Origin of the sequence: Bradyrhizobium sp. ERR14, assembly GCF_014198235.1 — a bacterium.
Taxonomy (GTDB): Bacteria; Pseudomonadota; Alphaproteobacteria; order Rhizobiales; family Xanthobacteraceae; genus Bradyrhizobium.
In genome coordinates, this window is sequence record NZ_JACIHD010000001.1 from 338146 (window position 1) to 364542 (window position 26397).

Annotated in this window: 35 protein-coding genes; 16 read left to right on the plus strand and 19 right to left on the minus strand. The window is 64.6% G+C overall.

What is annotated here, in order from left to right:
* Window positions 1-46: 46 nt before the first annotated feature.
* Complete coding sequence (locus tag GGD62_RS01670; protein WP_179730647.1) at window positions 47-580, minus strand: REP-associated tyrosine transposase; 534 nt, start codon at window positions 578-580, stop codon at window positions 47-49.
* Between the two features lie 130 nt (window positions 581-710).
* Here GGD62_RS01670 and GGD62_RS01675 point away from each other — a divergent pair, with 130 nt between their 5' ends.
* Window positions 711-1586 (plus strand): MBL fold metallo-hydrolase, encoded by an 876-nt coding sequence (locus tag GGD62_RS01675; protein WP_183706891.1) that lies wholly within the window; start codon window positions 711-713, stop codon window positions 1584-1586.
* A 155-nt stretch (window positions 1587-1741) separates the two neighbouring features.
* Here GGD62_RS01675 and GGD62_RS01680 read toward each other — a convergent pair whose 3' ends face one another.
* Window positions 1742-1990 (minus strand): hypothetical protein, encoded by a 249-nt coding sequence (locus GGD62_RS01680; RefSeq protein ID WP_018322918.1) that lies wholly within the window; start codon window positions 1988-1990, stop codon window positions 1742-1744.
* A gap of 206 nt (window positions 1991-2196) precedes the next feature.
* Between GGD62_RS01680 and GGD62_RS01685 the strand changes: the two genes are divergently transcribed.
* Window positions 2197-2664 (plus strand): cupin domain-containing protein, encoded by a 468-nt coding sequence (locus GGD62_RS01685; protein ID WP_092261985.1) that lies wholly within the window; start codon window positions 2197-2199, stop codon window positions 2662-2664.
* A 15-nt stretch (window positions 2665-2679) separates the two neighbouring features.
* On the opposite strand, the gene GGD62_RS01690 is transcribed toward GGD62_RS01685, so the two are convergent.
* The gene (locus GGD62_RS01690) at window positions 2680-3243 is read right to left on the minus strand and encodes a TetR/AcrR family transcriptional regulator (protein WP_183706892.1); all 564 of its coding nucleotides are present in this window, start codon (window positions 3241-3243) and stop codon (window positions 2680-2682) included.
* Between the two features lie 87 nt (window positions 3244-3330).
* On the opposite strand from GGD62_RS01690, the gene GGD62_RS01695 reads away from it, so the two are divergent.
* Complete coding sequence (locus GGD62_RS01695) at window positions 3331-3702, plus strand: nuclear transport factor 2 family protein (RefSeq protein ID WP_018322921.1); 372 nt, start codon at window positions 3331-3333, stop codon at window positions 3700-3702.
* A 47-nt stretch (window positions 3703-3749) separates the two neighbouring features.
* Here GGD62_RS01695 and GGD62_RS40700 read toward each other — a convergent pair whose 3' ends face one another.
* Both GGD62_RS40700 and GGD62_RS01700 read right to left on the minus strand, forming a co-directional pair.
* Window positions 3750-4061, minus strand: a complete 312-nt coding sequence (locus GGD62_RS40700; RefSeq protein WP_409333928.1) for an alpha/beta hydrolase fold domain-containing protein — start codon at window positions 4059-4061, stop codon at window positions 3750-3752.
* Window positions 4012-4716: an alpha/beta hydrolase gene (locus tag GGD62_RS01700; RefSeq protein WP_246799993.1), complete on the minus strand. Its 705-nt coding sequence runs from the start codon at window positions 4714-4716 to the stop codon at window positions 4012-4014. Before GGD62_RS01700 ends, GGD62_RS40700 begins: the two co-directional genes overlap by 50 nt.
* Window positions 4717-4978: 262 nt before the next feature.
* Between GGD62_RS01700 and GGD62_RS01705 the strand changes: the two genes are divergently transcribed.
* Entirely contained in the window at window positions 4979-5143 is a 165-nt protein-coding gene (locus GGD62_RS01705; protein WP_246799973.1) for a hypothetical protein, read from the plus strand.
* A 133-nt stretch (window positions 5144-5276) separates the two neighbouring features.
* On the plus strand, window positions 5277-5480 hold the full coding sequence (locus GGD62_RS01710; protein ID WP_018322924.1) for a hypothetical protein: 204 nt from the start codon (window positions 5277-5279) through the stop codon (window positions 5478-5480).
* Between the two features lie 40 nt (window positions 5481-5520).
* On the opposite strand, the gene GGD62_RS01715 is transcribed toward GGD62_RS01710, so the two are convergent.
* The 3 genes from GGD62_RS01715 to GGD62_RS01725 are packed head-to-tail and all read right to left on the minus strand — an operon-like array spanning window position 5521 to window position 8128.
* On the minus strand, window positions 5521-6639 hold the full coding sequence (locus GGD62_RS01715; RefSeq protein ID WP_183706893.1) for an HD domain-containing phosphohydrolase: 1119 nt from the start codon (window positions 6637-6639) through the stop codon (window positions 5521-5523).
* Between the two features lie 50 nt (window positions 6640-6689).
* A complete protein-coding gene (locus GGD62_RS01720; RefSeq protein ID WP_028144927.1) occupies window positions 6690-7022 on the minus strand; it encodes a PilZ domain-containing protein in 333 nt (110 codons plus the stop codon).
* Window positions 7019-8128: a DUF2336 domain-containing protein gene (locus tag GGD62_RS01725; protein WP_179730640.1), complete on the minus strand. Its 1110-nt coding sequence runs from the start codon at window positions 8126-8128 to the stop codon at window positions 7019-7021. Before GGD62_RS01725 ends, GGD62_RS01720 begins: the two co-directional genes overlap by 4 nt.
* Window positions 8129-8426: 298 nt before the next feature.
* Here GGD62_RS01725 and GGD62_RS01730 point away from each other — a divergent pair, with 298 nt between their 5' ends.
* Together GGD62_RS01730 and GGD62_RS01735 are read left to right on the plus strand one after the other, a co-directional pair.
* On the plus strand, window positions 8427-9374 hold the full coding sequence (locus GGD62_RS01730; RefSeq protein WP_183706894.1) for an AraC family transcriptional regulator: 948 nt from the start codon (window positions 8427-8429) through the stop codon (window positions 9372-9374).
* Between the two features lie 49 nt (window positions 9375-9423).
* Window positions 9424-10014 carry an NADPH-dependent FMN reductase gene (locus tag GGD62_RS01735; RefSeq protein WP_092261990.1) on the plus strand — a complete coding sequence of 197 codons (591 nt, stop codon included), beginning with the start codon at window positions 9424-9426 and terminating at the stop codon, window positions 10012-10014.
* Between the two features lie 6 nt (window positions 10015-10020).
* On the opposite strand, the gene GGD62_RS01740 is transcribed toward GGD62_RS01735, so the two are convergent.
* Together GGD62_RS01740 and GGD62_RS01745 are read right to left on the minus strand one after the other, a co-directional pair.
* Entirely contained in the window at window positions 10021-12102 is a 2082-nt protein-coding gene (locus tag GGD62_RS01740; protein ID WP_183706895.1) for a methyl-accepting chemotaxis protein, read from the minus strand.
* A 105-nt stretch (window positions 12103-12207) separates the two neighbouring features.
* Window positions 12208-12639: a DUF1810 domain-containing protein gene (locus GGD62_RS01745; protein WP_183706896.1), complete on the minus strand. Its 432-nt coding sequence runs from the start codon at window positions 12637-12639 to the stop codon at window positions 12208-12210.
* A gap of 189 nt (window positions 12640-12828) precedes the next feature.
* On the opposite strand from GGD62_RS01745, the gene GGD62_RS01750 reads away from it, so the two are divergent.
* From GGD62_RS01750 to GGD62_RS01760, 3 genes are all read left to right on the plus strand, one after another.
* A complete protein-coding gene (locus tag GGD62_RS01750) occupies window positions 12829-13794 on the plus strand; it encodes a DUF2778 domain-containing protein (protein ID WP_183707575.1) in 966 nt (321 codons plus the stop codon).
* 66 nt (window positions 13795-13860) lie between these two features.
* The gene (locus GGD62_RS01755; protein WP_018322933.1) at window positions 13861-14118 is read left to right on the plus strand and encodes a hypothetical protein; all 258 of its coding nucleotides are present in this window, start codon (window positions 13861-13863) and stop codon (window positions 14116-14118) included.
* A 219-nt stretch (window positions 14119-14337) separates the two neighbouring features.
* Window positions 14338-15429 carry a TRAP transporter substrate-binding protein gene (locus GGD62_RS01760; protein WP_183234109.1) on the plus strand — a complete coding sequence of 364 codons (1092 nt, stop codon included), beginning with the start codon at window positions 14338-14340 and terminating at the stop codon, window positions 15427-15429.
* Window positions 15430-15576: 147 nt separating this feature from the next.
* Here the strand turns inward: GGD62_RS01760 and GGD62_RS01765 are convergent, their stop codons facing one another.
* The 6 genes from GGD62_RS01765 to GGD62_RS01790 all read right to left on the minus strand — a co-directional run bounded on the left by GGD62_RS01765 (window position 15577) and on the right by GGD62_RS01790 (window position 20779).
* Window positions 15577-16347 (minus strand): ABC transporter ATP-binding protein, encoded by a 771-nt coding sequence (locus GGD62_RS01765; protein ID WP_183706897.1) that lies wholly within the window; start codon window positions 16345-16347, stop codon window positions 15577-15579.
* Entirely contained in the window at window positions 16344-17399 is a 1056-nt protein-coding gene (locus tag GGD62_RS01770; RefSeq protein WP_183706898.1) for a dihydrodipicolinate synthase family protein, read from the minus strand. The genes GGD62_RS01765 and GGD62_RS01770 overlap by 4 nt, the downstream gene beginning before the upstream one ends.
* A gap of 6 nt (window positions 17400-17405) precedes the next feature.
* Entirely contained in the window at window positions 17406-18227 is an 822-nt protein-coding gene (locus tag GGD62_RS01775) for a GNAT family N-acetyltransferase (RefSeq protein ID WP_183706899.1), read from the minus strand.
* Entirely contained in the window at window positions 18214-19251 is a 1038-nt protein-coding gene (locus GGD62_RS01780) for an NAD(P)-dependent oxidoreductase (RefSeq protein ID WP_183706900.1), read from the minus strand. Before GGD62_RS01780 ends, GGD62_RS01775 begins: the two co-directional genes overlap by 14 nt.
* A gap of 26 nt (window positions 19252-19277) precedes the next feature.
* Window positions 19278-20048, minus strand: coding sequence for an ABC transporter permease (locus GGD62_RS01785; RefSeq protein WP_091956929.1), 771 nt, complete (start codon window positions 20046-20048; stop codon window positions 19278-19280).
* Between the two features lie 83 nt (window positions 20049-20131).
* A complete protein-coding gene (locus tag GGD62_RS01790; protein WP_018322940.1) occupies window positions 20132-20779 on the minus strand; it encodes a TetR/AcrR family transcriptional regulator in 648 nt (215 codons plus the stop codon).
* A 100-nt stretch (window positions 20780-20879) separates the two neighbouring features.
* Here GGD62_RS01790 and GGD62_RS01795 point away from each other — a divergent pair, with 100 nt between their 5' ends.
* From GGD62_RS01795 to GGD62_RS01815, 5 genes are all read left to right on the plus strand, one after another.
* Window positions 20880-21896, plus strand: coding sequence for an ABC transporter substrate-binding protein (locus GGD62_RS01795; RefSeq protein ID WP_179730631.1), 1017 nt, complete (start codon window positions 20880-20882; stop codon window positions 21894-21896).
* A 224-nt stretch (window positions 21897-22120) separates the two neighbouring features.
* Window positions 22121-22819: a septum site-determining protein MinC gene (gene minC, locus GGD62_RS01800; protein WP_018322942.1), complete on the plus strand. Its 699-nt coding sequence runs from the start codon at window positions 22121-22123 to the stop codon at window positions 22817-22819.
* A 19-nt stretch (window positions 22820-22838) separates the two neighbouring features.
* On the plus strand, window positions 22839-23654 hold the full coding sequence (gene minD, locus GGD62_RS01805) for a septum site-determining protein MinD (protein WP_018322943.1): 816 nt from the start codon (window positions 22839-22841) through the stop codon (window positions 23652-23654).
* Entirely contained in the window at window positions 23651-23932 is a 282-nt protein-coding gene (gene minE / locus GGD62_RS01810; protein WP_018322944.1) for a cell division topological specificity factor MinE, read from the plus strand. Before minD ends, minE begins: the two co-directional genes overlap by 4 nt.
* Before the next feature lie 177 nt (window positions 23933-24109).
* Complete coding sequence (locus GGD62_RS01815) at window positions 24110-24295, plus strand: hypothetical protein (protein ID WP_018322945.1); 186 nt, start codon at window positions 24110-24112, stop codon at window positions 24293-24295.
* A 19-nt stretch (window positions 24296-24314) separates the two neighbouring features.
* On the opposite strand, the gene GGD62_RS01820 is transcribed toward GGD62_RS01815, so the two are convergent.
* The gene (locus GGD62_RS01820; protein ID WP_179730629.1) at window positions 24315-24566 is read right to left on the minus strand and encodes a hypothetical protein; all 252 of its coding nucleotides are present in this window, start codon (window positions 24564-24566) and stop codon (window positions 24315-24317) included.
* A 108-nt stretch (window positions 24567-24674) separates the two neighbouring features.
* The gene (locus GGD62_RS01825; protein ID WP_092262000.1) at window positions 24675-25064 is read right to left on the minus strand and encodes a hypothetical protein; all 390 of its coding nucleotides are present in this window, start codon (window positions 25062-25064) and stop codon (window positions 24675-24677) included.
* Between the two features lie 129 nt (window positions 25065-25193).
* On the opposite strand from GGD62_RS01825, the gene GGD62_RS01830 reads away from it, so the two are divergent.
* Window positions 25194-25979, plus strand: coding sequence for an SDR family NAD(P)-dependent oxidoreductase (locus GGD62_RS01830; RefSeq protein WP_183706901.1), 786 nt, complete (start codon window positions 25194-25196; stop codon window positions 25977-25979).
* Here the strand turns inward: GGD62_RS01830 and GGD62_RS01835 are convergent, their stop codons facing one another.
* A complete protein-coding gene (locus GGD62_RS01835; protein ID WP_018322949.1) occupies window positions 25980-26210 on the minus strand; it encodes a DUF6894 family protein in 231 nt (76 codons plus the stop codon).
* Between the last annotated feature and the right edge of the window lie 187 nt (window positions 26211-26397).

The following is a 26397-nucleotide window of genomic DNA, read 5'->3' on the forward strand; positions in this document are numbered from 1 at the left end:
AGGTCGTTGGACCCGTAGCCCGGATGAAGCGCAGCGCAATCCGGGATCAGTCTCCACGTTCGCCGAAATTGCCTGTGATCTCGCCAACGCCTCCCCAATCGGGAGCGAGCATACCAGCCCGAACGTAGCGATGGAGCGATGAGTACGGCCAATCGACCGGTGACGCGACGAGCCCGTGCTTGACCGGATTATAATGAATGTAATCGGCGCATCGTTCGAAATCCGCATCGTCGCGGACGGTGTGCTCCCAGAAACGCTTTTGCCACAAAGCGAATTCGCCACGGTCGTTGCGGGAGATCGGGGCGCCGGACGACGCCAGCCGGTGAGTGAATAGGCTCTTGATCCGCCGCCATCTCCCGGAGAAGTCAGCGTCTTCGTCCGGGAGCGTCATGATGACGTGCAGGTGATCGGGCAGGATCACGATCGCGTCGATCTCGAATGGTCGTTCGGCCCGTGTGACGCGGAATGCGCCGCGCAGTTGGTCGACATGATCGATCAGCGCGGACGATGTTCGATCGTCCAGCGTCACGGTGAAGAAGAAGGTGCCGCCGGGAAGAAGATTGCGCCGATAGCGAACCATGCAGACCGTCCCGGATTACGCTTCGCTTCATCCGGGCTACAACCAGATCGAGAGATTTGCAATCAATTCGCTCGCTTGAACGCCCCGGCCGCCCTCGCTACGCTTTTGAAAAAAAGGGAGTGAAACGGCGATGAAGCAACTCCGGATCGGCGAGATCACCATCGACGCCGTGATCGAGCGGGAGGGGCCGTGGCGGCGGCCGCGGGATTTCTTCCCGGCCTATGACGAGGGCGTGTTCGGCCGTCATCTGCCGACGATGGAGGCCGAGGTGTTCGACGCCGCGCGCGGCATGCTGGTCATCACCTACCAGACCTTTGTGGTGCGCACGCCGCGCTACACCATTTTGGTCGATACCTGCACCGGCGAGGACAAGGGCCATCCGCCGCCGTTCGATTTTCCGGGCAAGGAGCGCTGGCGCAACGAGCTGTTCGCGCTCGGCATCGGTTTTGAGCAGATCGACTACGTGTTCTGCACGCATCTGCATATCGATCACACCGGCTGGAACACGAGTTTGCGCGACGGCCGCTGGGTGCCGACATTTCCGAATGCGAAATACGTCTTTCACAAGGGTGAATACGCGGCCTGGGAAGCGGAGAACGCCAAGGGCAGCAATCCGCCCGGCACCGTGTTTCGCGACAATTGCCTGCCGATCGTCGAAGCGGGGCAGGCGCTCTTGGTCGACGATGATTACGCGCTCGACGACACCATCACGCTGACGCCGACGCCGGGACATTCGCCCTGTCATTGCTGTGTGAACATCTTTTCGAAGGGCCAGCGCGCGGTGGTCGCGGGCGACCTCATGCATCACCAGATCCAGTGCCGCGAGCCGGACTGGTCGGCGAAGCCGGATTGGGACCCGAAGCAGTCGGCTCTCTCGCGGCGAAAATTCTTCGCCTCCGTGGCGGACACCGACACGCTGATTTTACCGGTTCATTTCCCGGCGCCGACGGCGGGGCTGATCAAGCCGCTGGGCGACGCGTTTGATTATAAGTTCAAGCGGGAGTGAACCTCTTCAGCTCGCCCCGCTTGCGGGGAGAGGTCGAATTTGCGCGAAGCGCAAATTCGGGTGAGGGGGACTCTCCTCGGGCTCAGCTGTCACCGCCCCACGGAGACTCCCCTCACCCCAACCCTCTCGGGGCGAGGGGGTAGATCGAGCGCGCCTTACGCGCTGACCTCGCACTTCTTCATAAAGCTGTTCTTGGCAGCGCCGGCGAGCGGCTTGCCGTCGGCGCTCACGGCCTTGGGCGTGCAGGCGTCGGCCTTGCACTTCTTCAGGAACGAGGTCTTGGCGGCGCCGGCAAGCGGCTTGCCGTCCTTGCCGACCGCCTTGCTCTCGCAGGTTTCTTGCGCGAAGGCCGAGCCTGCCGCAAAGGTGGCAACGATTGCAGCCAGGAAAATCCGCTTCATCATGGGTGTCTCCGTAAAACCAGAAATGGCGGAGAGATTGGAGCCGGGAATCGTGGCGCAATCAAGCTGGATGAGGGCCTGCCGTCCGGTCCGGCTGGCGATTTTTTCGAGTGGGAGTTGGCAACAGGCTCGCTTCCTGTTGCACTGCTCGCTGACCGCGGCGGGCAATGCTGCTAGGCTTGGCCAGCTCAGCTGGATGGAGCATCGTGATGGACGCCGTGATCCCGAAACACTGGGAAGCCGCCGATCAGCATTCGCACCTGGTTCGGCCGCAAGACATGGATTGGCAGACGACGCGCTTTCCCGGCTGCGAGGCCAAGACACTGCTGTTCGATCGCCGCACCGGCCTGATGACCGCCTTGATGCGATTTGCGCCGGGATCGGTGCTGCCGGATCACGAGCATGTCGGCATCGAGCAGAGCTGGGTGATCGAAGGCGCACTCGTCGACAAGGAGGGGCCGGCCAAGGGCATCGCCTGCAAGGCCGGCGAATTCATCTGGCGCGAGGCAGGCAGCCGGCATGCCGCCTGGTGTCCGGACGGGGCCCTGATCCTCGCGATCTTCCAGGTGCCGAACAAGTTCTTCGAAGCCGACGGCCGCGTGGTCGACGCCGCCGGCCAGGATTGGGACGAGACTTGGGGGCACACCGGCGCAGAGGGAACGCGGAGCGCGCGATAGGCCGCTCTGCACAGTCTAAACCTTGCCGCCGATGCTTCTGATGAGCATGGCGACCTGAACGGCGATCAAGCGCCGCATCTCCTTGCCGCTCCTGGCTGTTTCCCGCAGTCCGCGCATGCCGAACACGAGGCAGCGCGCCAAAACTTCGGGCTCGTCCGCTCCCCTTGCGGACCGCACCTGATCGCCGATGAGCTCGACGACCAGGGACTGGAAATTGTCATAGACCTGTCGGACTGCGGGGAAGCCGAGGTCGAAGAGATCGGCCGAATCCGGATGCGCCTCGACCAGGTCGAAGCCATGACATCCCCAGGATTTGCAAGCGTGGAGCAGCTTGGCGTGAAGCCCGTCGAGGCGGGCGATCGCGGCCCTGATCTCGCGATGCTTCTGCTCGTCCATTCCCTGGATGACTGCCGCGAACACCGCGTCCTTGTCGGGGAAGAGCAGGTAGAGCGCGGGCCGCGATATCCCCGCCTCGGAGGCGATGTCGCCCATCGTCGTTCGGGCATAGCCGTAGCGCGAAAAGACCGTGGTCGCAGCCGCGACGGCAAGCTGTTCTTTCGAGGCGCGGGATTGAACCATGATCTCCCCATCAATCGTTCACATCTTGACAAAATTTCGATAATTGTCAATTTGTCATGATTAGGAAAAGCCAGAGGGTGTTGCGAGATGAACGACGAAGCGCGACTGAGGACGTGGAACGCCTATCAGGCCGCATGGGGGCCCGTTGAGGAGAGCGAACGGCGTCGGCTGCTCGAACAGAGCGTGGCCGCCGATTGCGTGTACACGGATCCGGGCTCGCAGGTGGCGGGGCGGGAAGCCTTGATGGCCCGCATCGGGCAGACGCAGCAAAAATTTCCGGGCGCCTACTTCAGGAACGACAGCTTCCTCGAACACCACGAGCAGGCGCTTTTCCGCTGGACCATGTACGACGGCGCCGGCCGCGTCTTCGTCAAGGGCGAGAGCTTCGGCCGCTTTGGCGAAGATGGTCGCCTGGTTCAGGCGACGGGCTTCTTTGAGGTGGCGGCGGCCAACGGCTGACCGTCCGCTGCCGCTTGAGATCGGGTCCGCCGTGTCTCGGCTCTGCGTCAGGTCCCGCGCGCCAGCAGGGCCTTGAAGTCGGCTCGCGCGCGCTGCGCCTCGGCACGCGCCACGTCCGAGGCGTCGCCCATGCCGAAATAGCCGTGGATCAGGCCGGGGCCCTCGTGATGCTTGACCCGCACGCCTGCGGCCTCCAGCGCCCGCGCATAGGCAGCGCCCTCGTCGCGCAGGGGATCGAACCAGGCGGTGGTCACGACCGCGGGTGCAAGGCCCGCAAGTGAGGCGGCCCGCAGCGGCGAGACGCGCCAATCAAGGGCGTGATCGGGCTCGGCGAGATAATGGCCGCAAAACCATTCCATCGTGGCACGCGTCAGAAAGTAGCCCTCGGCATTCTCGGCGCGTGAGGGATAGCGCGCGTTCTCGCGCACGTCGGCGTAAGCGCCGAGGACGTCGGTCGGTCACGGGGTAGACCAGCAATTGCGCGGCGAGCTTGATGCCAGCATCGCGGCAGGCGATCGCAGTGGTCGCGGCGAGATTGCCGCCGGCGCTGTCGCCGGCAACGCCGAGGCGTTTTGCGTCGCCGCCAAATTCCGCGACGCGGTCGAAGATATCACTCACGGCGGCGAAGGCGTCCTCGAACGCGCCCGGAAAGCGCGTCTCCGGCGGGCGGCGATAGTCGACGGAGATGACGACGGCGCCGGTCTCGATCGCGAGGTTGCGCGCCTGCCGGTCATGGGTATCGAGGTCGCCCGCGACCCAGCCGCCGCCGTGGAAGAACACCACGGTTGGCGCGGGCGTGCTGCCGATCCGGTAGACGCGTGCAGGAAGCGGGCCGGCGCCACCTTTCACCTTGATGTCCTCGACGCTGGCGACGGGCGGCGGCGGGATGGCGGCGCGCGAGGCAGCCAGTGCGCGCAAGGAATCGCGGGCGCTCTGTGGCGTCATGACCGTGGGATCGCGCATCGGCATGAGCGGAATGATCTGGGCGATGACGGGATCGAGTGGCGCGGCCATGGTTGCGGTCCTCCAGGGTTCTTGGTCTTGCTTGCCGCTTAGCATAGATTTTGCGCGCCGCATCGGCAACCGGCCGTGTCGTCAGGCCGGTGGATGAAGGGCGGGGAGGCTTTAGAGGGTGGAATTCGAAACGCTGGTCTAGTCATGCCGCAGCGTGCGTGGCTTCAAGAACGAGCCGGGTCGATCTCGGTGCGCCCTGCTACGGCATCGTGCTCGCGGCACGGACCGCGGTCTCGGCTCTGTCACCAACGGGCAGGGCATCATGCGCTCCGACATCGTGCGCGAGGTCGCGAGAAATTCCGGAGGACGAGATGATCATGACCTGCGTCGCGATGGGCTATCCCGACGACGACTCGCCGCGAACGCCGTTCGCTCGGACCGCGAGCATAACGAAGAGTTCGTGCGCTACGTGGGTTTTGCCGATTAGCACGATGAAGAGGAGATTATTCTCTCGCAAAATTTTTTTGGTGCGGAGTCGTTCGCGGCCTCTTGCAATCTCGAAGATGCGGGAGGAACAATATGCAGACTGAGAGGTTTGTTGCTGGCGCGAGGGAATTGACATGCGGCGGCTGGCTAGCCTGGTTCGATGGTTCTTCGGCCCGCGGCTGCGGCGCCCCATCGATGCTGATCCAAGTCTTCCTTTCACACCCGAAGAGTTCGGCCGGCTGATACGCAGCGGCAGGCATGAGGACATGAAGCTGCTGGCCGACGGGCTGGCCTGCCGGTCCATCCCGCACCGCGCCAGCCATCGCGCCACGCACTAGCCGGGCTCGCTTCGCGGCCATCGCCATAGGCCAGCCGGCCTTATCGCGTGAGCGCGACCTCCTTGAACGAGGTCACCAGCGCTTTCTCCAATTTTCCGCTCATCCCGCAGAGGACGTCGTAGGCTTCCGCACGAGGCATGGTGGGCTTGTAATGCCGGTGCTCGATCAGCGCTGCGAAGATGTCGGAGATCGTGAGAATCCTTACGACGTCGCCGATGCTCTCGGCGCAGAGCGCATCGGGATAGCCGCTGCCGTCGAGGTACTCGTGATGATGACGAACGGCATCGAGAATTTCCGGTGAAATCTTGTCGTGGCCCTTTAGAAACTCATGGCCAGCGGCCGGATGGGTCTCGATCAGGCCACGTTCCTCCGCATCGAGGCGGCCCGGCTTGTCGAGAATGGCCAGCGGAATCTGCGCCTTGCCGATGTCGTGGAACATGGCTGCCGAGTACAGACGCTCCAGATCGGCTCTTCCGACACCGAGGCTCAGGCCGAAGTCGATGGCGAGGCCGGTCACGAGCAGGCAGTGCTGATAGGTTCCCTCGTGGTGGCGCCGTACCGTCGAGAGCCATTCCGAAAGACCTCGCTCGGTTATGCGATCGGCGATCTGGCGGCCGGCCTCCTTGGTGCCGTCTATGTCAAGAGGTTGGCCCAGGGTCACAGCCGTGAACATCGATGCGACAGCGGTCGCCGCCGCCTCGACGGCGTTGTCGGACCGTGACATCCCGCCCGGCGCGGCGGAGGACGGATTCGCCGGATCGCACAGCGCAGACAGTAGTTTGGGCCGGTTGATCGTACCGGACAGGACGTGCGTCGCCCCGAGCGCGTAGGCTTGCGAGATACCGACGTGAGAGCTGTGCTCGAGGAGAAATATCCGCTTCTTCGCCTTGGCGAGCTTGCCAGCCCGTCTCTTGAGGGCGGCGATATTGTCGACGTCGCGCAGGTCCGCGCGGATGACGATGGCGGCGGGCACCTGCGACAGCTTGGCTTCGGCGTCCAGCCGTTCGCCGGCGATGGCGAAACGGTCCTCAAGGATCGTGCAGACGCCGGCCAGCCTGTCGGACGTATCCGCCAGCACATGCACGAAGGAGCGGGCCGCTTCCTTCTCGCGGATGCCGTCCGCGTTGACGGGGCTGAGGATGGTTCGCGCGTTCTGCACGGCTCGACCTGGACTATCGTGGATTGCAATAATTGGGATGAATTGTTGGCCTATTTGCTTCGGGCGACGGTCTGCGTAGCAGCCGAGGGTGCGCTCGCCGGCTTCTTTTTGCCGTCAGCGGTGACGAAGTGAATGCCGGCCGTGGTGCCATCGATCCAGACCAACTCGCAGCGCCGATAGGCGAGCCCGGTCGACGACAGCAGCATGAAGAATTCCTTGGCCTGCAGCACGTCCAGCGTGCCCTCGACCTCGACCTTTGCGCCTGTCTGCGACACGTCGAGCAGAACGCAGCTGCGCCGCCATGTGCCGTCAGAGCCCATCAGATTGACGGCCTGCCTGTGGTCCATCCGCACGCGCGCCGCCTTGCGGCCGTCGAACTTCATCGGCTACCCCCCGTTTTTGCGCCGCGATCTCGCCGACTGCTCTCCTTGACGCTTGCGGCGATTTCCCCCCAACGCACCGTCCATTGACTGGTCGACAGAAGCAGAGTCTCGAAAACGTGTTGTGCGCGTTCGCGCTCGGCAAAGGAAAGCCTGGTGCCGCTGCGGTTGCTCAGGATGGCAAGCGTGGTCTGCCAGTTCAGCCGCGACGCCCGGCAGGCCATCACCAGGCCTTCGCAATCGCCGTCGGTCATGACGTGCTCGACGATCTCGATGGGGGTCCCCGAAAGCACCGACAAGGCGGTGAACAAATTGGCGGTCTCGCCGCGGATCGCGAAGCGGTTCACCGCAGAATCGTTGAGCTTGCCGATGCGGTTGAGCGCGACGATCTCCGGCCGTGCGCTTGCATAGGCGGCCGCGCTGGGCAGCTTGGGCACGATCGGCGCTGCCGCTCGAGGACACGAGACGGTGGAAGCCTTTGGCTCCGCGCGAGCATCGGGGGCCGGCGAGGCCGGCAGCAATTTCCGCAGGACCGGATCTGGCGTGCCTGGTCTGAGCGCCAGGGCCTTCGTGAGTTCGTCATCGCTTGCGCACGTTTCAACGAGCGCGACGTAGGCGGCATCGGAGAACCGCGCCCCTGCGTTGCTGATCAGCGCAAGGTGAACGGCGCGGCCGCCGCGCTTGATGAGCGTCTCGGTCAATCGGGGTTCGATGCGCGCTCGGACAGCGATCGCGAGTTGCTGCGGTTCGCCGCTCGAAATCGCGATTGTTTCGAGATCGGACGTGGAGAGCGCCTGCGATTTGAGCAGAACGGGGCAGGCCACGCCGGGATCGTCGTGTAAGGCAAGACGTTGCAGGGTCTTCGGCGGAGCCACTTTGAGCTCGGCAAGCGCCGCGCCGAGTTGAATCAATGCGCTGGCCTCGACCCGCTCCGTCAATCGAAGCAGGACGCCGTCGACCACACTGGCCAGCAATTCCTGAGGCCGGTCGCGGCTGCCGGTGAGCAGCTGCAAAATGCCTTCGAGGATGCGAGCGCAGCGGTCCAGCGGGCAAGTTGCGACCGCATCCTCCAACTCGACCAAAATATCAGCAGGCGAATTTGCCATCATGGCAGGAGCCTGAAATAAAATAGCTATACGATTTAACGAGCTTTATTGGGCCTCAAAGATGTTAATTTTTAATTTTGAGAATTAAATCCCAGAGTATTATACACCGCGGCATTTCGGGAAATGCTATCGAAAATCGGCAAGGCTCGACGTCCCGGCTTGTCCTTTCAGTTGGACCCTTCCCAATTGATCAGGACACGTTAGGATTGATTCTTCAGGTCCGACGAGAAACCAAAAAGGGGAAGCGGATCGGCACCGTTGCCGGATGCGCGTCGATTGCGACACCGGGTTTCGTATTTTCATGAACAGCATTGATGACGTGCCCAGGCTGGCACTCAAGACATTTCGTTTTTCAGACGTCGACGAATTTCGAAGCGCCATACGCGGGCTGAATTTCGAGTTCACGCCTTTCGTACGGAAGATTTCGTCTGAGCAGACAATTCTGTCGTTGCCCGGGTGCGACGTGAATTTGACGTGCGCGTTTCCCCGGGTCGTTGATGCACAGCTCGTCGGGAATTGCACGGCGATCGGCTTCACGATGGACGACCTCAACGTCCCCATTCGCTTCAATGGCTCGCAACGTGCGCGCCCGGCCGTGGTCATCGGCAGCGGCGGCGCGGCCTACACCGTCATCGAGGAGGTGCAGCGGCAAATCGCCTCAGTGGTTTTCAGCCCGGAGGTGAGGGACCGCGGCTGGCCCAGAGCTTCCCAGACCTTCAAGATTTTCGAAACGAGTGCCGCTGGCCTGGACCGGCTGCGCCGTGTGGTGCGTGAGGTGCTGGCCGCGGCCTCAGAGCCCGTCGAGGCGTCAGATCTCCCGGTCAAGGCAAGAGCAATGAAGGAATCCCTGCTCGCGGCCGTCGACCACGTGTTGGGAGATGTCGTTTCGGTCCGCTGGACGCTGCGCCCCAATGACGAGCGGAACTTCAGGATGTTCCGGGATATCAGTGCGCTACTGTCCGATGACCTCTCGCAGCCGATCTACAGCGAGGAGATTGCCCGCAAGCTCGGACTGTCCGTCCGCACCATGCACGACGTCGTCCGCCGCTATCGCGGCATGAGCCTGCACCGTTACTTGCGCCTGCGCCGGCTGTGGCTGGTGCGCCGACGGCTGCTCGCCGGCGCCGACAGCGTCAAGGCGGTGGCGCTTGCGTTCGGCTTCTGGCATCTCAGCGATTTCTCCCGAAGTTACCGCGACCAGTTTGGCGAGACTCCGTCGCAAACGCTGGAGCGCGGACGCGGGCGATAGTTGACGGATCGAGTAGGGCCGGACGCCGGTTTTGTGCTACCATCCGGCCATGAGCAATCGCATCCTCGTCCTCTACGGTTCCTACCGTTCCGACCGCATGGGCATCCGCCTTGCGAATTTCGTCATCAATCGGCTGCGCGCGCGGGGCGACGATGTCACCTTGATCGACGCCAAGGCGATCGGCCTGCCGATGCTCGATCGCATGTACAAGGAGTATCCGAAGGGGTCGGCACCCGAAGCGTTGGAGATTCTGGCCGGACAGATCCGCGACGCCGACGGATTCGTCTTCGTCACCGGCGAGTACAATTGGGGCATCCAGCCCGGCCTGAAGAATCTCACCGACCACTTCCTCGAAGAGTGGTTCTGGCGACCGGCCGCGATCGTGAGCTATTCCGCCGGCCGCTTCTCGGGCGCGCGCGCCGCGACCGCCTGGCACGGCACGCTGTCGGAGATGGGCATGGTGGTGGTGTCGAGCACCATCGGGGTCGGCCCGATCGCACAGACATTGTCGGCCGACGGCGAGCCGATCGGTGATGGCGGCAAGGCCCTGGAGCGCGCGTTCCCGCGCTTTGCCGACGATCTCGCCTGGTGGATCGAGGCGGCGAAGGCGCAGCGGGCGCGCAAGGCGCCGCCTTATTGAACTTGTCTACGCCGCCCTGACTTCGCCGAGGAAGCGGTCGAACTGGCCGGCGAGATCGCGCGACTGGGTCGAGAGCTGCTCGGCGGCGCCGAGCACTTCCCTTGCGGCCGCGCCGGTATCGTCGGCGGCCCGCTGCACGCCTGCGATGTTGGTGTTCACCTCCTGGGTGCCGCGGGCGGCCTCCTGGACGCTGCGGGCGATCTCCTTGGTCGCCGAGCCCTGCTCCTCGATCGCTGCGGCGATCGCGGTGCCGATCTGGTCGATCTCGCCGATGACGTCGGCCACGTTGCGGATCGCGGCCACTGTCTCGTCGCTCGCGGTCTGGATCGCCGTGATCTGCTCGGAGATTTCGGTGGTGGCCTTGGCGGTCTGGCCCGCCAGCGATTTCACCTCGGAGGCGACCACGGCAAAGCCGCGGCCGGCCTCACCGGCGCGGGCGGCCTCGATGGTCGCGTTCAGCGCGAGCAGATTGGTCTGCTCGGCAATGCTCTGGATCAGCGTGACGACGTCGCCGATCTTCTGCGCGCCCTCGGCGAGGGTGCGTGCGGTGTCGCCGGTGCGGCGGGCGTTCTCGACGGCGCGGGCCGCGATCTCGGTGGATTGAGCGACCTGACGACCAATCTCGGAGATCGAGGAGGTCAGCTCCTCGGTGGCGCTGGCGACGGTCTGCACGTTGGTCGAGGTCTGCTCCGAGGCTGTGGCGACGACCGCGGCCTGGCTGTTGGTCTGGGCCGCCGTCGAAGTCATCGACTGGGCCGTGCTTTCCATGGTCGAGGAGGCCCGGGACAGGCCGCCGACGAGCTCGGTGACCTTGGCCTCGAACGCGCGGGTGAGTTCGTCGAGCGCCTGGGCGCGGCGCATCTTGCCGTCGTTCTCGGCCTGCTTCTCGGCCGCGAGCCGGTCGGCCCGGATCATGTTGTCCTTGAAGACCTGGACGGCGGCAGCCATCGCCCCGATCTCGTCGGAGCGCTCGGCGCCCGGGATGCTGTCCGCAACCTCGCCCTCGGCAAGCCGCGACATCCGGTTCGTCAGGCCGACGATCGGCGCGCAGACGCGGCGGCGAACCATCACGATGAGGCCGACGCTCGCGACGAGCACGGCGGCAAGGCCTGCAAGCGCGATGGTGAAGCTGGTGCGCGCGGCCGAGGAGGCGCCGGCGAGGATCTGCTCGGCATTGTCATAGAACGCGTCGCGGACCTCGATGATGGTGCCGAGGCCGCGCTGCGTGGCGGCGTAATAGGTGTCCATATCGTGTTCGTACTTGCCGCTGACGGCGCCGTCCTTAACGAGCTTGAGCTCGCGGCCGAATTCCTCGACATAGATCGAATTCAACTTTTCCAGCGCGGTCGCGACGTTCGCCGGCGTTGCCGGATTGCCGCGCAATTCCAGAAGGGCCATCACGAGTTGGTCGTTGCGGCCCTGCGAGCGGCCGATGTCAGCCTTCTCGGCATCGGTCGCCGGCTTCTTGCCGCCGACGAGGTTCTTGTGCAGGCTCGAGTTGAAGCCGCCGACGTCGCGCAACGTCATGGCGGTATTGGCGTAGCTGGCCTGCCGGTAGGCGTCGCCGTTCAGGATCGCCATGCGGCGGACCTGCTCGTTCAGCAGCGCGGTCACGCCGCTGTTGAGCACGGCATTGTCTGCGACGATCTTCTTGGCTGCGTCCTTGCGGGTCTCCGCCGGCCCGGTGAGCGCCTTGTCGATGGCCTCGCGCAAGGCGGTGAATTTCGCATTGATGCCATCGATGTTGCTGCCGACGCTGTTGCCGTCGTCGAACGAGCCGGGCAGCTCCTTGCGCAGCGCGTTCATCCTGTCGCGGGCGCCGTCGGTCTGCTTGCGCAGCTTGTTCTGTTCGGCGAGCAGTGCAGGGTCGATCGTGGCGGGGCCGTAGAGGATGTTGGTGGAAAAGCCGCGCTCGGGGTTGAGATAGCGCGGGATGTCGCTGGCTGCGCGGACGATCGCCAGGCGGCCTTGCGCCTCGCCGATCCGCTCCATCGTCTGGTACTTGGTCACGGCGACGTAGACGGCGAGGCCACCGCCCACGGTCGAGAGTGAGACGATGGCGGTGGTCAGCAGCGTTCCGATTTTCATGATCTGTCCGGCAATTGGCGCGGGGAGAAAGATATTCTCCGGAAAATAGACAGACCGTATTAATCGCGGGTTTACGCTGGTGGATGCCGCGGGTGCGCGCCTGGCTTAGCGACCGAGGGTGGCAAGGATTTCCAGCGTCGCGGCGTCGCGTTCGCCTGCGAAATAGCGGGCGAGCGCCTCGCCGAACACGGGCTCATCGGAGACCGCGCCGAACAGCGTCATCGACGAGCGGAATTTGGAATCGTCCGGCGCGCCGAGGATCGCGTTGATGCTCCGGCCCTGAACCGCGAGCACCAGCCCGGTGCATTCGATCAGGCGCGCCCCGAGCACGGGATGGGCGAGATAGGCCTTGGCCTCCGCGGGGGAGCCGATGTCGTAGCGCTGCGACATGGCGCTGAAGCCGAGGCCGGCGATCTGAGGGAAGACGAACCACATCCAGTGAGTCTGCTTCCGGCCCCGGGCCAGCTCCCCCTGGACGTCGCGAAAAACCGGATTCTGAGCCGTTACGAAGCGCTCTAGATCGAAAGGATCGGTCATTGGATACCTTAGGAGGGCTTGCCGGCCGCGATTATGCCTAACTTTTGGCCCCCAATGTGGTAACTGGTATAGAGTCTCCGGGCGGGGGTTGGGCCCCCCGGGGGTCGATTTGGGGATCTGATGGTTTCCGACGCAGCACATGCCGAGAGGCTGTTGTCGCGCCGCCGTGTCGGGCGAGCCGAGAGAGTTCTGCTGTCTCTGGCCGCCGTCGCGATGGCGCTTGGCGCCGCCGCCTGGGTCACTGACATCGGGAATTCGAATTTTGGCAATTCGACCCCGCTAATCACTGCTGCGCTGCCGCCGGCCAATGCCCCTTCTTTCGAGGACCGTTTCGCGTCGGCGTCCGGCAACCCGCCCGCCCGCGACCTTGGCCTGCGGACGATGGAGCGTTCCGCCCTGAGTGCGGTCCAGCTCAAGCTCCGCGACGCCAAGGCGATGCTCGCCCAGAAGCTCCAGGGCGACGATTGGCGCACGACCCTGACCGATGATGACCGGCACGTGGTCGACGAGACGAGGCCCTCGCAGCGTGCCGACGCCATCCCGATGCCGCGCTCGCGCCCGACCCAGGCGGACTTCTCCGCCCAGATCGCCTCCAGCCAGGCCTATGCGGAGACCAACCCCAAGGTCGACAACCGCAACTTCTTCGAAAAATTCACCGACAAGATCAGGCTCGCCTCGCTGACGCCCAGCGACGGCCTGTTCGGCAAGGCGCCAGATCTGGCCGCCCTCGGCTACGATTCGCGGACGGCGGTCTATGACATCAAGGCCAAGGCGCTTTACCTGCCGAGCGGCGTCGCGCTGGAAGCCCATTCCGGCATGGGCGCGCTGATGGACGACCCCAATCATGTCGACCAGCGCATGGTCGGCGCGACCCCGCCCGCAACCTACGACCTGAAGCCGCGCGAGAAGCTGTTCCACGGTGTCCGCGCGCTGCGCCTGACGCCCACCGATGGCACCAGCGCGCTCGGCCGCGTCGGCCTTCTCACCCACAATTACATGCTCGGGCCGCGCGGCGATTCCAACGGCTGCGTTTCGATCAAGGACTATGATCGCTTCCTCAAGGCTTACGACAATGGCGAGTTCAACCGTCTGGTCGTGGTGCCGAGCCTGAGCGGATCTGCGACTGCCTCGCAGCGCGCCAGCACCGACTCCTGATATTCGCCTGCTGCGGCGGGGCTGCCGTTTCCCCTTCGTTAAGCCGTCATCGTCCAGAAGCAGCCCATGAGTGATCCATCAAGTTCCGAGACCCCGCTGCGTACGACGTTCAAGATCAAGCTGAACGGCGACACGTTGGCGATCGCGACCGTCGGTCAGGCCTATCAATTCCTGACCAACTTCAAGTCGGTCGAATGGATGGAATTCCGCTCCCTGCACGAGGACGCCGTCGAGGCTCTGGAAGGCGCAGCCGGTAACGCGATGCTGGCGGTGCAGGCAACCAACGCCGTGCGCGCGCTGTTCGTCAGCGCCAAGCTGCTCTGAAGCCCTTCAGCTCATAGTCTCGTAGCCCGGATGGAGCGCAGCGTAGTCCGGGACCCCTGTCGCTTGTGGCACGATTCCTGGATTTCGCTCCGCTCCATCCAGGCTACAGGGCCATCTCCTCGCGCATCTTGAACTCCGCTACGGGAACGGGCAAACGGTCCGCGAAGATCGCCGCCGCAAGCCATATGTTTGAAATTTAGTTCAGGGAGAGACCCCATCATGAAACGCCGTACATTTCTGCAGGGCGGCGCGGTCGCCGGCGCGACGACGCTGGTTGCCGCACCTGCGATCGCGCAGAGCGCGCCCGAGATCAAATGGCGCCTGACGTCGAGCTTCCCGAAGTCGCTCGACACCATCTACGGCACGGCGCAGACCTTCGCGAAATACGTCGCTGAGGCCACCGACAACAAATTCCAGATCCAGACCTTCGGCGCCGGCGAGATCGTTCCGGGCCTGCAGGCGCTCGATGCCGTCAGCACGGCCTCGGTGGAGATGGCGCAGACCCCGCTCTATTTCTACATCGGCAAGGAGCCGGCGCTGGCCTACGCCACCGGCGCGCCGTTCGGCATGAATCACCGCCATCAGGAATCGTGGTGGCACTTCGGCGGCGGCGCCGATCTCACCAACGAGGCGCTGAAACCGTTCAAGGCGCACGCCATCCTCTGCGGCAATTCCGGCACCCAGATGGGCGGCTGGTTCCGCAAGGAGATCAAGACCGTCGACGATCTCAAGGGCCTCAAATTCCGCATCGCGGGCATGGGCGGCCACGTGCTTGCCAAGCTCGGCGTCGTGCCGCAGCAGATCGCAGGCGGCGACATCTATCCGGCGCTGGAGAAGGGCACGATCGACGCGGTCGAATTTGTCGGCCCCTATGACGACGAGAAGCTCGGCTTCCAGAAGGTCGCCAAGTACTATTACTTCCCGGGCTGGTGGGAAGGCGGCGCGATGCTGCACATGATCGTCAACGACGAGAAATGGGCGTCGCTGCCCAAGCAGTACCAGGCGATCGTCAACCAGGCCGGCGCGGCGGCCGGCGCCTGGATGCTCGAGAAATACGACAGCGTGAATCCGGCGGCGCTGAAGCGGCTGATCGCGAACGGCGCGGAGCTGAGGGCGTTCCCGCAACCGGTGTTGGAGGCTTGCTACAACGCCACCCAGGAGCATCTGAACGAGCTCGCCGCCAAGAGCGACCTGTTCAAGCGGACCAAGGAAAGCCACGACGCGTATATGAAGGAGCTGCTGTTCTATACGCAGATCGCGGAGAACTTCTACGACAACTATCTGCTCAGCAAGATGCGCAACAAGAGCTGATTGTGAGGAGGGCGCGGTGCCGCGATCGCGCCGCGCTCTCGTAGGGTGGGCAAAGGCGCACTTGCGCCGTGCCCACGTTCTTTGTGCCGCTTGCAATGGTGGGCACGCTTCGCTTTGCCCACCCTACGAGACCTTTGGTGTGGCGAATTACGCCCCAAGCCCCAGCTTCGCGTAGATCCGCCTTGCATAGGCGCCGAACGCATCGGTCGTCTTGAGCGGCAGATCGCGCGGGAAGGGCAGGTCGATCGGGAAATAGTCGGCCATCTTCGCAGGTCCCGCCGTCAGCACCGCGCAATGCGAGGACAGGAATACGGCTTCCTGGATCGAATGCGTGACGAAGATGATGGTCTTGCCGCTCTCCCGCCAGATCCGCAGCATCTCCAGATTCATCTGCTCACGCGTCAGCGCGTCCAGCGCGCCGAACGGCTCATCCATCAGGATCAGCTTTGGGTCGTGAATGAAGGCGCGTGCGATCGCGGTGCGCTGCTGCATGCCGCCGGAGAGCTGCTGCGGATATTTCTGCTCAAAGCCGGCAAGGCCCACGAGGTTGAGAAGATCGCGCGCCCGCTCGCGGGCGGCCTTCATCGGCAGGCCGACGATCTCGGCCGGCAGCAGCACATTGTCCAGGATCGTCCGCCATTTCAGCAGCAAGGCCTGCTGGAACACCATGCCGATGTCGCGGGTCGGATCGAACGGGCTGTTGGCGTTGCCGATCTTCACCGTGCCGCCGTCGGCGCCGTGCAGGCCGGCCAGGATCTTCATCACCGTGGTCTTGCCGCAGCCGGACGGGCCGACCAGCGACACCAGCTCGCCTTCCTGCACGTCCATGGTGACGTCGGACACCGCCAGGAATTCGGCGCCGCCGCTGCGATAGACCTTGCGGACGCCCTGCAGGCTGATGAAGGGGGCAGGGCTCATGCCAGCCACTTGTCCCGATTGGCGGCAACGAAGGCATCGTCGCTGAGATCGGCGTGCTCGCGCGTGACGCGGTCGATCTCCTCTTTCTGGCCCGGGCTGAGGCCCTCGTTCGGATCGAGGCACCACAGGCCTTGCATCAGGCCCTGGCGCCGCAGCACCTCATGGCAGCCGGCGATGCAGCCGTGGAAGTTGTTGGCGACGTCGAAGAAGGCGCTGTTGCAGTCGGTGACGCGGGCATCGAGTGCCAGCAGGTCGGCCGGCACGCTGTCCTTGTGCCGCGCCGCCTTGCAGCGCTCGAACTGCTTGATCGCACTGGCCGTCCACACCGACCAATGGCCGAGCAGGCCGCCCTTGAAGTAGGTGCGCGTGGTGACGCCGTTGTCGCGCAGATCGAACGGCAGCATCAGATCGAGCAGGATGTGGTCGTCATTGCCGGTGTAGAGCGCGACGCGGTCGAGCGCGCCGGCGGCCGCGACGCCGCGCAGGACGTCGAGGGTACGATAGCGGTTGAACGGCGCGATCTTGATCGCGATGACATTGTCGATCGAGGCGAAGCGCTGCCAGAACCGGGCGGAGAGGATGACGCCGCCGACGGCCGGCTGAAGATAGAAGCCGACCAGCGGGATCTCGGCGGCGACTGCCGTGCAGTGCGCGATGATCTCGTCCTCGGAGGCGCTCTTCATCGCGGCGAGGCTGAGCAGGCCGGCATGATAGCCGATGTCGCGCGCGGTGCGGGCTTCGGTGACCGCCTGGTTTGTCGGACCCGCGAGGCCTGCGACCATCGCCAGCGGTCGCCTGGTCCAGCTCGCCGCGGTCTCGGCGGCGAGCTCGAGCACCGGACGGTAGAGACCGACGTCGCGGATCGCGAACTGCGTCGTGTGCACGCCGACGGCAAGGCCGCCAGAGCCGGCGTCGATGTAATAGCGCGTCAGCGCACGCTGATGCGTCTTGTCGAGCTGGCGCTCGGCGGTGAGCGCGAGCGGATGCGCCGGTAGCACGGTGCCCTCAGTGATCAGGTTGCGGATGTCGCTGTTGATCTGGCTGTGATGCATGATGTCCTATCCGAATTCAGGGCCGGCGACGGCGAATGGCATTTCCTCGCCCGTGACGGTGGCGGGGCCGAACCGCATGCGCTGGAACGGCCGCTCGATGGTCCAGCTGGAGGCGGTCAAGCCTTCCAGGAACGCTGCTTGCGACGCGACGGCGTCGAGTAGGAGCGGGCTGGTCTCGGAACGCACGATCGCGTCAACGAGCGCCAGAGCTGCCGCGGCATTGTCGGCCAACAACGGGCCAATATGGCGGGCGGTCCGGCCGTCGCGAACCAGTGCGATGGCGCCGTTCGCACCGACGATGCGCGAGCCGGAACGCTGTGCGAAGGCGGAGAGGAGGGCGGTCCGGTCGAAACCGATGGCCCGCCGGTCCCGTATACGAAGCGCATCGAGCGTCGCGGATGACGATGGCGGCGCTTCGGCCCGCGCAGGCTTCATCAGCTTCAGGCGGCGCAATTGCAGGGTCGGAGTAAACCCCAGCGGTCCGTAAACGGCGGCGCCGTCCGGCGTGGCATCGAGCCAGCTGGTCAGGCCGTTCTGACGCGCCGTCTCCAGGCAGGCGTCGACCAGACGGGTGGCAAGGCCACGGCGGCGATGCGTGCCTGATACCAGCACCATGCTGATCCAGGCGTTGTTGCCGGAATAGGGCAGCAGTGCTGCGGTTGCGACCAGCCGCATGCCGTCGCGAATGCCGAACACGACGCCGTCGCGCAGGAAGATGCGCCAATCCTCGTCGGTCTGGTTCCAGTGCGCTTCCGTCGACAACGCCAGCCCCGCGGTCGCGTCGTCGACGCCGAGCTGGACGATGTGCGGGGCGTCAGTAACGGCCATCGCGCACCTCGTATTTGGTGGGCTTGCCGAGGCTCGGCATGGCGCGCGAGACCCAATCGGCGGTCCAGCCGATCAGCTGCTCGGTGTCGACGACCGGAAGGCCGAACAGCTCGACCGCCTTCGACGTGTCGGTCAGCCATGCCGTCGGCTCTTCCTTGCCGGTCAGCACCGGCGCGCGGCCGAACCTTGCGCCGAAACTTTGGGCGAGATCGCGCACCGCCAGAATCTCGTGGCCGCTGACATTGATCGGCGAGGTCGGTGTCGTGCAATGAGCGAGGCAGCGCAGCGCCTGCGCCGAGGCATCGCCCTGCCAGATGAAATTGACATGGCCGAGGCTGACGTCGATCGGCGTGCCCGTGAGCACCTTCGTCGCGATGTCGTGCAGCACGCCATAGCGCATGTCGATCGCGTAATTGAGACGGAATAGCCGGCCCGGCGTTGCGAATTTGTGCGAGAAATACTCGAACATCCGCTCGCGGCCGACGCAGGACTGGGCGTATTCGCCGGGCGGGTTCGGCGCCATCTCCTCGGTCGAGCCTTTGCCGTCGACGGGGACGAAGGGATAGATGCAGCCGGTCGAGAACGCCACGATGCGCGAGGACGGGAAGGCCTGTGCCACCAGCGCCGGCACATGCGCGTTCATCGCCCAGGTCAGCGACAGATCGCCCTCGGCGCCGAACTTGCGGCCGGCCATGAAGACGATGTTGGGCGCCTTCGGCAGCGCCGCAATTGCCTTCTCGTCCATCAGGTCGCAATTGATGGTTTCGACGCCGCGCGCGTGCAGCCAGTCCTTCACGCCGGCGTCGCTGAAGCGGGCCACGCCGATGATCCGGCGATCGGGCGCGGCGGCCTTGGCGAGCCCGGCCAGCGTCGGGCCCATCTTGCCGCCGACGCCGAGGATCATGATGTCGCCCTCGACCTTGGCGAGGTCGTCGATCAGCGCTTGCGTCGGACGGCACAGCAACTCGTCGAGGGCTGCGATATCGGGGATGGTCTTCGGCAGCGTCTGGCGGGTGAGCAGCATGGATTTGTCCCTTGGTTCTGCCGTTGTCAGGTTTGCCTTGCGTCACCGACCACGAACATGCGTTCGAGGATCAGGACGAGGCCGTAGAGAGCGACCCCGAGCAGCGTCAGCAGCACGACGGCCATCACCATCGCGGGCGTGTCGAGCGCCGACTGCACCTGGATCATGAGGTAGCCGAGCCCGCGCTCGGAGGCGATGAACTCGCCGACGATGGCGCCGGCGACCGCCAGGATGGCGCCGACCTTCATGCCGGAGAACACGTAAGGCAGCGATCCCGGCAGCTGGATCTTGCGGAACAGCGTCCAGCGCGAGCCGCGCAGGGATTTGACGAGATCGAGCAGATCCGGCTCGACCTCGCGCAGGCCCCGCGCGGTGGTGAGCAGGATCGGAAAGAAGCAGATGCTGAAGGCGATCAGGATGTTCGGGATGATGCCGTAGGAGAACCAGACGATGAAGAGCGGGCCGAGCGCGACCTTCGGGATCATGTTCAGCGTCACAAACAGCGGCAACAGCACGAGGCTGAGCAGCGGCGCCCAGCTGAAAATCACGGCCAGCGCGACGCCGACGAAGGCGCCGAGCGCGAAGCCGCCGAGGATCTCGACCGCTGTCACCAGCGTATTGGCGCCCCAGGCGTAGCTCGCGGTTCCCAGCGTCTGCACCGTCGCCAGCGGGGAGGGCAGGATGAATTTCGGCACGTGAAAGGCATCGACCGCGACCTGCCAGAGCACGAGCACGGCGAGGTGCACGATCAGGATGATCGCAAAGCTGCGCGAGGCGCGTGCGCTGTCTCCTGCCACCGATTGCTCCCTGTTGGCGCGGCGGCGATGCCGCAGGTCGCAAGCCTAGCCGCCTTCCGGGGAAGTTTCAACCAGTTGGTTGATTAGGGCCGGAGCGACTGCAGCACCAGGTCGGCGACATGGCGGCGGCGGGCGCGCCGTGCGGTGCGGCTCGACAGGTCCTTGCCGAAGATCGCCGACAGCGTCGGCGTGTTGGAGAAGAAGAAATAGCTGAGGCCCGCAATGGAGATATAGAGCTGGACGGGGTCGACGCCCTTGCGGAACACGCCCGCGCGCACCCCCTCGTTGAGAATGTGGGAGACGCTCTTCACCAGCGGGGAGTGCATCGCTTCCAGCCGCGTCGAGCCGCGGACGTGGCGGGCGCCGCCGCGGTTCTCGTCGTTCAAAAGCACGATGAAATCAGGGTGTGCGGCCAGATGGTCGAACGAAGCCTCGATCAGCTTGCGGATCGCCTTCTCCGGCGGCAGGCCTTCGAGATTGAGCTTGCGCTCCTGCTCGCGGATGTCCTCATAGACCCATTCGAGTACGGCGAGGTAAAGCGCGTCCTTGTCGCCGAAATAGTGGTAGACGAGCTGCTTGTTGACGCCGGCGCGCTCGGCGATCTCGTCGACGCGGGCGCCCGCAAAGCCGTGCCGGGCAAATTCCAGGCGCGCCGCGGTCAGCAGCTTGTTGCGGGTGGCGACGGGGTCGCGGCGCTGCGGCACGGTGTCGCCAGATCGTTTTGCGGGCATTTCCAACCAAACAGTTGACAAGTTGAGGGCGGGCTTGTTGCATTGGTATCCTCACAAGGGGAGAGCGACAAGCCGGGTCGCGGCAATGAGGAGAGATGCGATGAAGCGTTTGCAGGCGGCGGGCTCGGCCCTGGTCTTGACCCTGATGCTCGGTGCAGCCGCGGCGCCCGCGCATGCGGGCGAAGCGGTCAATCTGATCCTGAACTGGACGCCGACGGCCGATCACGCGCCGTATTATTATGCCAAGGCGCAGGGCTGGTACGAGAAGGCGGGCATCGACCTCACGATCGAGACCGGCAAGGGCTCGGGCGTTTCCGCCGCCAAGGTCGGCTCCGGCGGCTCGCCCTTCGGCGTCGCCGATCTCGCCACCATGCTGGTGGCCAAGAGCAAGGGCGCCGACACGGTCGCGGTGATGAGCGTCTATGCCAATACCGGGCAAACCTTCTACTGGCTGAAGAGCTACGGCGTGAACGGCGTCAAGGACTTTGCCGGCCACAAGATCGGCAATCCGCCCGGCGATGCCTCGCGCGTGATGTGGCCGGCTTTTGCCAAGGCCGCCGGGCTTGCGCCCGATGCCGTCGGCTTCGTCAATGTCGGGCCGACCGCGAAGATCGCGGCATTGAAGAGCCACACCGTCGACATCATCAGCGACTTCTACAACGAGCACGATCTGAAGGTGATCGAGTTCGGCCAGGACCTTGGCTACGTCAACTGGAAGGACATCGGGCTCAACCCTTACGGCAATTCGCTGATCGTCAACGGCGCCTACTTGCAGAAGAATCCGAAGGTCGTCGAAGAGTTCGTGCGCGTCACGCAGAAGGCCTTTGCGGCCTGCGTTGCCGACGTCGCGCCGTGCCTGAAAGCGCTGCTCGACCAGGTCTCCGGTCTCGACCAGGCGAACCAGGAGCGCCAGTGGGAGCGCATCAAGTTCCTGATGACGGACGAGTTCACCACCACCAAGGGTCTCGGCTGGATCGATGGCGAGCGGATGAAGAAGGACTACGAGCTGGTCCAGACCTATCTCGGCATGGAAAAGCCGTTCGATGTGACGACGGCGTTCACGACCAAGATGCTGGATCCGAACATCAAGATGGATGCGAGCAAGGTGAGGAAGTAGGGAGGGCATCTTGGCCCCCACACAGCGGTGTCATGCCCCGGCTTGACCGGGGCATCCAGTACGCCGCGGCCTTTCGACGAACCCATAGGGTGTCTGAGTACTGGATCGCCCGCCTTCGCGGGCGATGACAGTTTGGGACGGGTAACCCACGGAGAAATTAACCGGCCGTTAACCATATCCGCCGCATCGTTAACCATTCAATAACAGGGAACGAGTCGGCCGATATGGAGGCTGCAGTCAAACCTCAACGCCAAATGGTGCGCCTGCGCGGGCGCTCTTATGTGGCCTTCGTGTTTACGCCGACGGTTCCGGTGCAGGACTGGCTGCACGAGATCGATGCCACCATTGCGCGCTCGCCGGGCTTCTTTGCCGGCCGGCCCGTGGTGATCGACCTGTCCTCGGTCGATCTCAGCCAGTCCGGGATCGGCCATTTGCTCACGAGCCTTCAGGACCGCAACATCCGCGTGCTCGGCATCGAGGGTGTTGAGGAGGCGAGGCTGACCCCGATGATGCCGCCGCTGCTCTCAGGCGGGCGCAGCTGCGTGATCGAGCCGAACGCGCCGAAGAAGGCCGAGACGAAGTCCGAGGCCAAGCCGACATCGCTGCTGCTGGAGAACCCAATTCGATCGGGCCAGACCGTGATCTTTCCCGAAGGCGACGTCACCATCCTCGGCTCGGTCGGCTCGGGTGCCGAAGTCGTCGCCGGCGGTTCCATCCACGTCTATGGCGCGCTACGCGGCCGCGCCATGGCGGGCGTGAACGGTCGCACGAGCGCGCGCATCTATTGCCAGAAGATCGAAGCCGAACTGCTTGCAATCGATGGGTTTTATCAGACCGCCGACGATATCGACGAGGCCCTGCGCGGCAAGCCGGCCCAGGCCTGGCTGCAGGGCAACACCATGCGAATTACCGCGCTGAACTGACCAGAAGGAGATTTCAGAAATGGCAAAGGTACTGGTCGTGACATCAGGCAAGGGGGGCGTCGGCAAGACCACGACGACCGCCGCGCTGGGGGCCGCGTTGGCGCAACGCGGCGACAAGGTCGTCGTCGTCGACTTCGACGTCGGCCTGCGCAACCTCGACCTCGTGATGGGCGCCGAACGCCGCGTCGTGTTCGACCTCATCAACGTGGTGCAGGGCGTTGCAAAGCTGCCGCAGGCGCTGATCAAGGACAAGCGGCTGGAAAACCTCTGGCTGCTCCCAGCCTCGCAAACCCGCGATAAGGATGCGCTGACGGAAGAGGGCGTCGGCAAGGTCATCGACGATCTGCGCAGCCGTTTCGACTGGGTGATCTGCGACAGCCCCGCCGGCATCGAGCGCGGCGCCTCCATGGCGATGCGCTTTGCCGACGAGGCCGTGATCGTCACCAATCCGGAAGTCTCTTCGGTGCGCGATTCCGACCGCATCATCGGCATGCTCGATTCCAAGACGGTGCGGGCCGAGAAGGGCGAGCGCGTCGAGAAGCACATTCTCATCACCCGCTACGACCCCTCGCGGGCCGCGCGCGGCGAGATGCTGACCATCGACGACATCCTGGAAATCCTCGCAACGCCCTTGCTCGGCATCATCCCCGAGAGCCAGGACGTTTTGAAGGCCTCCAATGTCGGCACACCGGTGACGCTGTCGAACGCGGACGGCGCACCGGCGCGGGCCTATATCGACGCGGCGCGCCGGCTGTGCGGCGACACCGTGCCGATGCAGGTTCCGACTGAGCGCAAGCGTTTTATGGATCGTCTGCTGCGACGGAGGGCTGCATGAGCATGGGTCTGCTTCGGCTTCTCCGCGGCAAAAAGGCCTCTGCACCCGTCGCTCGCGAGCGGCTGCAGATCCTGCTTGCCCATGAACGCGGAATGCGTGGCCAACCCGATCTGCTCGGGGTGCTGCGTGAGGAAATTCTCGCCGTCGTGTCCAAGCATGTCACGCTTGACCCGACCAAGGTCATCGTCCGGCTCGAGCGGGGCGACGACGTATCGACCCTGGAGGTCGATATCGAGGTGCCCAACGACTTCGATCGCAAGAAAGCGGCGGTCGCATAGGGGACGCGGCCGACGAACTCCAGCTTTGGGGTGGGTGAGAAGGCGGTCCGCTGGGCATAGCGGGCCGCCTTTGTTTTGGGACCATAGGGACGGTGCGGAACGAGGTCCCGCCCTCAATCGTTGTCAACGACCGCGGGAGCGATGCGGCCTGCGGTCTGGTCAGACGGGAGAGCGCCCATGATGTCCGAGGTCCAGGTCCACACCGTCGCGCGGCAGATGCTCGAACGGCATGGTTTTGCTGCGATTGCGAAGGCCGCTGAGCAGGCCCAGGCCTGCGAGGGCCGCGGCGAGGCCGATGAGGCCAAGGAATGGCGTCACATCGCCGACGCCATGAGGATCATCCGCGGGCCGGCCCACAGCTGATCGCTGGACCGGAATCACTTCAGCGTTCCTCTCGATCCGGCCCTCGTGACGGGGATCGATGCTGCGTCTGCGGCTGGCCGCGCTCGCCCGCCTCCCTGCAGGGGAGCTGTTCCCACGATCCGTCCGGCGCCTGCTGATAGGCGCTGCACGAGGACGACGAGGTCGATTTGTCCTCGCCCTTTTGGGCGTCGGAATTCTTTGCCTGTGCCGGGGCGCCCAGCGTTGCGCTCATCGCGAGCACGCCGGCGACCATGAGATGCGTCATCCGCATTGGGCTTCTCCTGTGCGAAAGGAGCCCGCATGCTGGCGAGGAATGTGACGATTATTGGCCGAAACGAGGGTTCCGCCGCGGTGTGCTTAACGCCACGACAGCCGCTTGCTAGCCGCCCTTGGCCCGGATCAGGCCGGCGAGGTTGGTCTTCTGGGCCTCGCACCAGTTGGGCATGCCGAGGCGGCGCTGGTTGAGATCGGTCGCCTGGGTCGCCACCGCGACCTCGGCCATCAGATCGTCGTCCTGCTTCTCGCCCATCTTGCCGCCGGTATGCATCCAGGCAATCGCCTTGCGCACCTTCTCGGTGGTGCCATCAGGCAGCTTCATCTGCTGCGCCTTCTGCACGAGATCCTGGTAGACGACGTCCGTGCCCGGACATTCGACCTTGGTGGCAAAGGCTTGCAGGACCAGGGTCACATAGGTCGAGCGTAGATGGTCCTCGGCCTGGGCCGGAGCGGCGATCAGCAACAGGCCAGCCATCAGGAAACCGTAGCGCATCCTTGGTATCTCCTCCATTTTTTGGAAGGCTAGCGTCCGGCGGGCTGCTCCGCAATGGTGCCGGGGCGAATTTGTCGCGCCCCGGCGCGGTGCGCTATCGTGGCCCGCATCCCGGCCTCGGAGAGGGACATGAGCCTGTTCAGCACGCCATTCGATCCTGCCAGTGACACAGCGCTCGTCACCGGCGCGGGCAACGGCATCGGGCGCGCCATCGCGCAGGCCCTGGTCGGCGAGGGCGTCCGGACCGTGTTCGCCGACATCAGCGCGGAGCGGGTGAAAGCCGCGATCGGCGCGAGCAAGAGGCCCGAGCTGGCGGTGCCCTGGGTCGGCGATCTCGCCGAATTGGATGCGTGCGACGCGCTGCTTGCCGCCGCGGACGCAGCGTTGGGCGGGATCACGCATTTCGTCCACAGCGCTTCGCCGCCGCGGCGAGAGGCCGATCATGCGCTCGCGGTCGATCGCAGGATCTGGCAGCAGATGCATGCCGTCAATCTCGATGCCGGCTTTCACCTGGCGCGCGAACTCGCAAAGCGGCTGATCGCGGCGAAGCGGCCGGGCTCGTTCCTGTTCCTCACCTCGCTGCATGCGGGCACGCCGCGCAACCTGCCGCATTATTCGACGGCGAAGGCGGCGATGGCGATGCTGGTGAAGGAGTTGGCCAAGACGTTCGGCCGCCACGACATCCGCGTCAATGCGCTGGTGCCCGGCGCGATCGCCGCCGGTGGGTTCGTTGCGGACCCCGCGCTGGCGCGGCACATTCCACTCGGGCGTCTCGGCGAGGCCAATGACCTTGCGCCGATGGCGCTCACCGTATTGTCGAACAAGCTCTCCGCTTACGTCACCGGCGCAGCCTTCGTCGTCGACGGAGGATTGTCGCTGACGAACTGGTTCGAACCGCCCGCGCTTGACGAGTAGTCAGCGGCGCCAGGCCGGCACGGGATCGAGCGGCGTGCGGTAAAGCTCGTTGTCGTCGCGATCGGTGACGCGCACCGCGCAACCCTTCTGCTGCAGCTCCGGCTTCACCTGCGACAGCTCGGTGGCGAGCTGGTCGGCACGATCGGAGGCAACCTCGATGTCTTCGAGGATGATTCCGCCCTGGTTCCTGAACTCTCCACCAACCACAAGATCGAAAGAGTAGTACGGCATCCGAATTCCCCGGTGTGACGAGATGAGCTTCAGTGGAAGTCTCAACACATGTCGGATGGTACCACTGAGTCGACATCTACCGATGAACGGACCGCGCAATCTCTGTGCTTATGGCGCAGAAATGATGTGCAACGTGTGACGGCCTTAACATTTAATTAAATATGTTGGCGTGATCATAAGGCATGGA